The following is a 6,481-nucleotide window of genomic DNA, read 5'->3' as shown; positions in this document are numbered from 1 at the left end:
GGCGCGGGCGCATGGTGCACCCGCGCCAGGGCGAGCCGCAGCTGCAACGCTACGGCCGCGACGACAGTGAAGTGATCTGGTCGATCCATCGCAAGGACCTCAACACCACATTGCTGCAGCTGGCCGAAGATGCCGGCGCGCAGGTGCATTTCCACCGCCGCCTGCACACCGTGGATTTCGATGCCGGCTATGCCCGCTTCATCGACGACCGCGACGACCAGCCGCACGACATCCGGTTCGACACCCTGATCGGTGCCGACGGGGCCGGCTCGGCGCTGCGCGCGGCGATGAACCGCAAGCAGCCGCTGGATGAGCGCACCGAGTTCCTCGACCACTCCTACAAGGAGCTGGAGATCCCGCCCACCGCCGACGGTGGCTTCCGCATCGAAGCCAACGCGCTACACATCTGGCCGCGCGGGCACTACATGTGCATTGCACTGCCCAACGACGAAGGCACCTTCACCGTCACCCTGTTCCTGCCCAACGCAGGCGACCCGAGCTTTGCCACCACCACCAGCGGTGCCGAGGCCGAAGCACTGTTCGCGCGGGACTTCCCCGATGCGCTGGCGCTGATCCCCAACCTGCGCCGCGACTGGGAAGAACACCCGCCTGGCCTGCTCGGCACGCTGCATCTCAAGCATTGGCACCTGCAGGGCCGCGCCGTGCTGCTCGGCGACGCCGCGCACGCGATGGTGCCCTTCCACGGCCAGGGCATGAACTGCGCGTTTGAAGACTGCGTGGCGCTGGCCGGCCACCTGCTCCAGCAGGACACGCTGGCGGCAGCCTTCGCCGCCTTCGAGGCCGACCGCAAGCCCAACGCCGAAGCGATCCAGCAGATGGCGTTGGACAACTACCTGGAAATGCGCGACCGCGTCGCCGACCCGGCCTTCCTGCTCCAGCGCGAACTGGAACAGGCCCTGCAGGCGCGCTGGCCCACGCGTTTCGTGCCGCACTACACCATGGTGACCTTCCTGCACACGCCGTATGCGGTGGCGCATGCGCGCACCGAGCTGCAGCGTCGCATCCTCGAAGACGCCACCGCCGGGCACGACAGCCTGGACCACATCGACTGGGCCGCCCTGAAACGCATCGTGCATGCGCAGCTGCCCGTACTGGAGGGCGCGCACTGATGGCTGACAGCTTCCTGTTCTACGACCTGGAAACCTTCGGCCAGGACCCGCGCCGTACCCGCATCGCGCAGTTTGCCGCGATCCGCACCGACGCCGACCTGAACATCATCGACGAACCGGTCAGCTTCTACGTCAAGCCCGCCGACGATCTGCTGCCCTCGCCGGTGGCGACACTGATCACCGGCATCACCCCGCAGCATGCGCTGACCGCCGGGGTCAGCGAAGCCGAGGCGTTCGCGCGCATCAACGACCTGATGGCGCGCCCGGGCACCTGCTCGCTGGGCTACAACACGCTGCGCTTCGACGACGAGTTCGTGCGCCACGGGCTGTTCCGCAATTTCTACGACCCGTATGAGCGCGAGTGGCGCAACGGCAATTCGCGCTGGGACCTGCTGGACATGATGCGGCTGCTGCATGCGCTGCGCCCCGAAGGCGTGGTGTGGCCGCAGCGCGAAGATGGCGCCACCTCGTTCAAGCTTGAGCACCTGGCCACCGCCAACAACGTCCGCCAGGGCGATGCCCACGAAGCGCTGTCGGACGTGCATGCCACCATCGGCCTGGCGCGCCTGTTCAAGCAGGCCCAGCCGCGCTTGTGGGACTACGCACTGAAGCTGCGCGACAAGCGCTTCGTGGCCAGCCTGCTCGACGTGGACGCCCTGCAGCCGGTGCTGCACATTTCGATGCGCTACCCGGCCCAGCGCATGTGCGCTGCCCCGGTACTGCCGCTGGCGCGCCACCCGTACATCAACAACCGCATCATCGCGCTCGACCTGGACGGCGACATCGACGCGCTGCTGGAACTGCCGGCCGAGACCCTCGCCGCGCGCCTCTACACCCGCGCCGCCGACCTGGCCGAAGGCGAGCAGCGCGTGCCGCTCAAGGAAGTGCACCTCAACAAGGTGCCGGCACTGGTGGCCTGGAACCACCTGCGCCCGGCTGATCACGCCCGCCTGGGCATCGACCCGGCCGCGATCGAGGCCAAGGCCGCCCGCCTGCGCGATCTGGGCCCGACCCTGGCCGAGAAGGTGCGCCAGGTGTTCGGCGGCGAGCGCGTGCTGCCCCCCAGCGACGTGGACGCCTCGCTGTACGACGGCTTCCTGGCCGACGGCGACAAGGCCCTGATGACCCGTATCCGCACCAGCCCGCCGGCCGAGCTGGCCAGCTACGCCGAACGCCTGCGCGACCCGCGCATGCCCGAGCTGCTGTTCCGCTACCGCGCGCGCAACCACCCGCAGACCCTGGACGCGACCGAACGCTCACGCTGGAACGATTACCGTCGCCAGCGCCTGCTTGGCGACACCGCGCTGGGCGAGCAGACCCTGCCGCAGTTCCGCGCGCAGCTGGACGCACTGGCCACCGAGCATGCCGCCGATCCGGCCAGGCTCGCCCTGCTGCAGCAGCTGCGCGACTGGGGCACCCACCTGGAGCAGAGCCTGTGAGCACGTATTTCAGCCCGAAGAGCTTCACCTTCCTGCGCGGCCTGGCCCGCAACAACGACAAGACCTGGTTCAACGAACACAAGCCGCAGTACGAAGAGCACGTTCGCCAGCCGTTCCTGCGCCTGATCGCCGACCTGCAACCGGACCTGGCCGCGGTCAGCGAGCACTTCCGCGCCGACCCGCGCGGCGTCGGCGGTTCGCTGTTCCGCATCTACCGCGACGCGCGCTTCTCCAACGACAAGTCGCCGTACAAGAGCTGGCAGGGCGCGCGGCTGTTCCATGAGCGCCGCAAGCAGGTACCGGCCCCGTCGTTCTACATCCACCTGCAACCCGGCGAGAGCTTCGTCGGTGCCGGCCTGTGGCATCCCGAGCCAGCCACGCAGCGCAAGGTGCGGCACTTCATCGTCGACAACCCCGGCAGCTGGAAGGCGGCCGCGCATTCGCCGGTGCTGCGCAAGAAGTTCGACTTCGAGGAAAGCGAAAAGCTGGTGCGCCCGCCGCGCGGCTTCGAACCGGACTTCGAATTCATCGACGACCTCAAGCACCGCAACTGGGTGTTCTGGCGCTCGCTGGACGATGCGGTGATGACCGGCCCACGCCTGCGCCAGACCATCGCGGCGGACCTGGTCACGCTGGGGCCGTTCGTGGACTACCTGTGCGCGGCGCTGGACCTGGAATTCTGAGCACCGTGCCCACGCATACCGCCATTCCGACGCGCCCGCTGGGGCGCAGCGGCCTGCAGGTATCGCAGGTGGCGCTGGGCTGCTCCGGGTTCTGGGGCAACCATCGGTTCGCCGAAGGCCAGGCCGAACGCATCGTGCGCCGCGCGTTGGAGCGCGGCGTGAACCTGTTCGACACCGGCCACAACTATTCGGCGTTCAACGCCGAGCCACGGCTGGGGCGCATCCTGCAGCGCGCGTATGCCAGCCACCCGCGCGACGGGCTGGTGATCTCCAGCAAGGCCGGTACGCTGACCGGCCAGGCCGGCATCAGCGGCGCCGAGCAACGCGACTTTTCGCCGGCGAACATCGAGCGCAGCTGCGCCGCGTCGCTGCGCAACCTGCACTGCGACCACCTGGACATCTTCCAGCTGCACGGCATCGGCCTGCACGAACTGAGCGACGAACTGCTTACCGCGCTGGAGCGCATGCGCCGCAACGGCATGTTCCGCCTGCTGGGCATCAACACCCACACCGGCGCGATCATGCAGCACATTGCCGACCACCCCACCCTGTTCGACGTGGCGCTGATCGACTACAACGTGCTGCAGCAGGACCGCGAACCGCTGATCGCCGCCATGCACGCGGCGGGCATCGGCGTGCTGGCCGGCACCGTGCTGGCCCAGGGCCACCTGCTGCCGGCGCGGGTGCGGTTGCCGCGGCTGGCCGACGCCTGGTACCTGGCGCGCGCGTGGCTGAAGCCCTCCAGCCGCCAGCTGATGCGCAGCGCGCGCACCCTGCAGAAGGCAGTGGCCAGCGTGCACTCGCAGTTGCCCGGGCAGACCGCGTTCGCCTACGTGCTGCAGAACCCGGGGATCGCCAGTGGCGTGCTCGGCACGACCCGGGTGGGCAACCTCGAACAGATCCTGGACACCCGCGTGGACGCGCTGCAACCCGAGGAACGCGCCCGCCTGGTCGCTGCCTTCCAGCGCGCCGGCAGCTCGCCCAGCCAGTAGCGTTCACACTTCTCCACCGGGCCTGCGGCAAGCTCGGGGCAGTCTCCTGCAGGTACCGGACCGATGAAGAAACTTCCGTGGTTGCTGCTGGCTCTGCTGCTGGTGCTGGCAGGCCTGTTTTTCAGCGGGCCCTACCTGACGGTGCGCGGCCTGGCCCAGGCCATCGAAACCCGCGACACCGCCAAGCTGGACCGCTACGTCGACTTCCCGCTGCTGCGCGCCAACCTGCGCGCCCAGCTCAACGACTACGTGGTGCGCCAGGCCGGCCCGGAGGTGCAGTCCAACCTGCTGGGTGCACTGCTGCTGTCTGCCAGCGAGAAGCTCACCGGCACCGCCGTGGATGCGATGGCCACGCCCACCGGCATCGGCGCACTGCTGGAAGGCCACACCTTGTGGAAACGGGCCAGCAACGACCTGGAAAGCAACGACGCCTACGCCGCGCCGCGCAAGCCGCGCCCGCTGCGGGGCGCCGAGCACCATTTCGAATCGCTGTCGCGCTTCACCGCCACCACGCATACCGCCAGCGGCGCGCCGATCGTGTTCGTCCTGCAGCGCTTCGGGCTGCGCTGGAAGCTGGTGGACATCCGCCTGCCGCTATCGGACGACGCACCCCAACAGCCGACAGGTCTGCCCATCCGGTAGGTACCGCCCGTTGGTCGGTAGGCTGATGGTGGGTCGGTGCGCCGGTTGCCCCGCGCCATGACCCACGGTCATGGCCTACCCGTCGTTGGCGACGCCGTGGGGTACGTGCCCGGCGGCCACGCTCTGGTGCTGGCGGGCGCTGTCGATGTTGTGCTGCGAATCGTCGAAGAAGATGTCCGCGCCGAACGCTTCCAGGAACGGTCCCTTGTGCCGCCCGCCCAGGAACAGCGCCTCGTCCAGGCGCACGCCCCACTCGCGCAGGGTGCGGATGACCCGCTCGTGGGCCGGCGCCGAACGCGCGGTCACCAGCGCGGTACGGATCGGCGCATCTTCGCCCGACGGGAACACCGCCTGCAGGGTATGCAGGGCAGACAGGAAGTTGCGGAACGGGCCGCCGCTGAGCGGCTCGCGCGCATTCTCGCGCTCATGCCGGCCGAACGCTTCCACGCCCTGCTCGCGCGAGATGCGCTCGCTTTCGTCGCCGAAGATCACCGCGTCGCCATCGAAGGCGATACGCAGCTGGCCCAGCGGCCGGCCCAGGTCGACCTGCTCGGCGGCGGCAATGGTCTCGCCCGGCGGCTTGGGCAGGATGGTGGCCGCGGCAATGCCGTGCAACAGCGCGCGGCGCACCGACTCGGGGTTGGCCGACAGGAACAGGTCGGTGCCGAACGGCTTCACGTAGGGCCAGGTAGGCTCGCCGGCGGTGAAGGTGGCGCGGATGATGCCCAGGCCGTAATGCTGGATCGAGTTGAAGATGCGCAGGCCGGTGTCGGCCGAGTTGCGCGACAGCAGGATCACTTCCACCCGCGGTTGTTCCGGCGACTGGCCCTGGTTGAGCGCCAGCAGCTTGCGCACCACCGGGAAGGCCACGCCCGGGCGCAGCACGTCGTCTTCATGCTTGCGCTGGTATTCGGCGTAGGCATCCACGCCCTCGGCCTCGAACAGCGCATGGCCTTCTTCGAGATCGAACAGCGCGCGCGAGGTTACCGCGACGGTCAGCAGACGGGGGGTGTTGTCGCCCATGGCACTCAGCAATCCAATGCGGCCGCAGCGGCCGGCCAGCCATTGTCCCACAGTGGATGGCTGCTACGGCCCGACCCGTTCAGAACATGAACTGTTCGCTGAGGATGCGGTCTTCCAGGTTGTGCTCCGGGTCGAACAGCAGGGTGACACGGCGTTCGCGCGATTCGCGGATGGTCACTTCGACCACGTCGCGGGTTTCGTGCGAGTCGGCCGTGACACTCACCGGGCGCTTGTACGGGTCGAGTACCCGGAAGCGCACCTCGGTGTCGGCCTTGAGGATCGCCCCGCGCCACCGGCGCGGCCGGTACGGCGCCAACGGGGTCAGCGCGATGGTATGCGAGCCCAGCGGCAGGATCGGTCCATGCGCGGAGTAGTTGTAGGCGGTGCTGCCGGCCGGGGTGGCCACCAGCACGCCGTCACCGATCAGTTCGGCCACGCGCTCCTGGCCATTGAGATCCACGCCGATATGCGCGGCCTGGCGGGTCTGGCGCAGCAGCGAGACGTCGTTGTAGGCAAGCGAGCCGGTGGTGGTGCCCGACTCGGTCAGCGCCAGCATCTCCAGTGGTCGCAGG

At 68.9% G+C, this 6,481-nt stretch carries 7 protein-coding genes; 5 read left to right on the top strand and 2 right to left on the bottom strand.

Annotation, left to right across the window (positions count from 1 at the left end; translation table 11 throughout):
* The 5 genes from DBR34_RS10440 to DBR34_RS10420 form a co-directional block, all read left to right on the top strand.
* The coding region (locus DBR34_RS10440; RefSeq protein WP_128096742.1) for an FAD-dependent monooxygenase at window positions 1–1,130 on the top strand (1,130 nt) is incomplete at its 5' end.
* Complete coding sequence (sbcB, locus tag DBR34_RS10435) at window positions 1,130–2,569, top strand: exodeoxyribonuclease I (RefSeq protein WP_128096741.1); 1,440 nt, start codon at window positions 1,130–1,132, stop codon at window positions 2,567–2,569. The genes DBR34_RS10440 and sbcB, both read left to right, overlap by 1 nt.
* Window positions 2,566–3,252: a DUF2461 domain-containing protein gene (locus DBR34_RS10430; RefSeq protein WP_128096740.1), complete on the top strand. Its 687-nt coding sequence runs from the start codon at window positions 2,566–2,568 to the stop codon at window positions 3,250–3,252. The genes sbcB and DBR34_RS10430 overlap by 4 nt, the downstream gene beginning before the upstream one ends.
* 5 nt (window positions 3,253–3,257) lie before the next feature.
* Window positions 3,258–4,244: an aldo/keto reductase gene (locus DBR34_RS10425; RefSeq protein ID WP_258223809.1), complete on the top strand. Its 987-nt coding sequence runs from the start codon at window positions 3,258–3,260 to the stop codon at window positions 4,242–4,244.
* 63 nt (window positions 4,245–4,307) lie between these two features.
* The gene (locus DBR34_RS10420) at window positions 4,308–4,886 is read left to right on the top strand and encodes a DUF2939 domain-containing protein (RefSeq protein WP_128096739.1); all 579 of its coding nucleotides are present in this window, start codon (window positions 4,308–4,310) and stop codon (window positions 4,884–4,886) included.
* A 75-nt stretch (window positions 4,887–4,961) separates the two neighbouring features.
* Here the strand turns inward: DBR34_RS10420 and DBR34_RS10415 are convergent, their stop codons facing one another.
* Window positions 4,962–5,909 carry a 5'-nucleotidase gene (locus tag DBR34_RS10415; protein ID WP_128096738.1) on the bottom strand — a complete coding sequence of 316 codons (948 nt, stop codon included), beginning with the start codon at window positions 5,907–5,909 and terminating at the stop codon, window positions 4,962–4,964.
* Window positions 5,910–5,988: 79 nt separating this feature from the next.
* Window positions 5,989–6,481, bottom strand: a 493-nt coding sequence (locus tag DBR34_RS10410) for an NAD kinase (RefSeq protein WP_128096737.1), incomplete at its 5' end; no start/stop codon positions are given.

This window comes from Stenotrophomonas sp. HMWF003 (assembly GCF_003061285.1).
In the GTDB taxonomy this organism is placed as follows: domain Bacteria; phylum Pseudomonadota; class Gammaproteobacteria; order Xanthomonadales; family Xanthomonadaceae; genus Stenotrophomonas; species Stenotrophomonas maltophilia_AP.
Note: the sequence above shows the minus strand (reverse complement) of the source record. Positions and strands in the feature narration are given on the sequence as shown.

Bases quoted from the DNA above. Each gene is read 5' to 3' on its own strand.
- DBR34_RS10415 (WP_128096738.1), bottom strand. From the start codon at position 5,909: ATGGGCGACAACACCCCCCGTCTGCTGACCGTCGCGGTAACCTCGCGC.
- sbcB (WP_128096741.1), top strand. From the start codon at position 1,130: ATGGCTGACAGCTTCCTGTTCTACGACCTGGAAACCTTCGGCCAGGAC.
- DBR34_RS10420 (WP_128096739.1), top strand. From the start codon at position 4,308: ATGAAGAAACTTCCGTGGTTGCTGCTGGCTCTGCTGCTGGTGCTGGCA.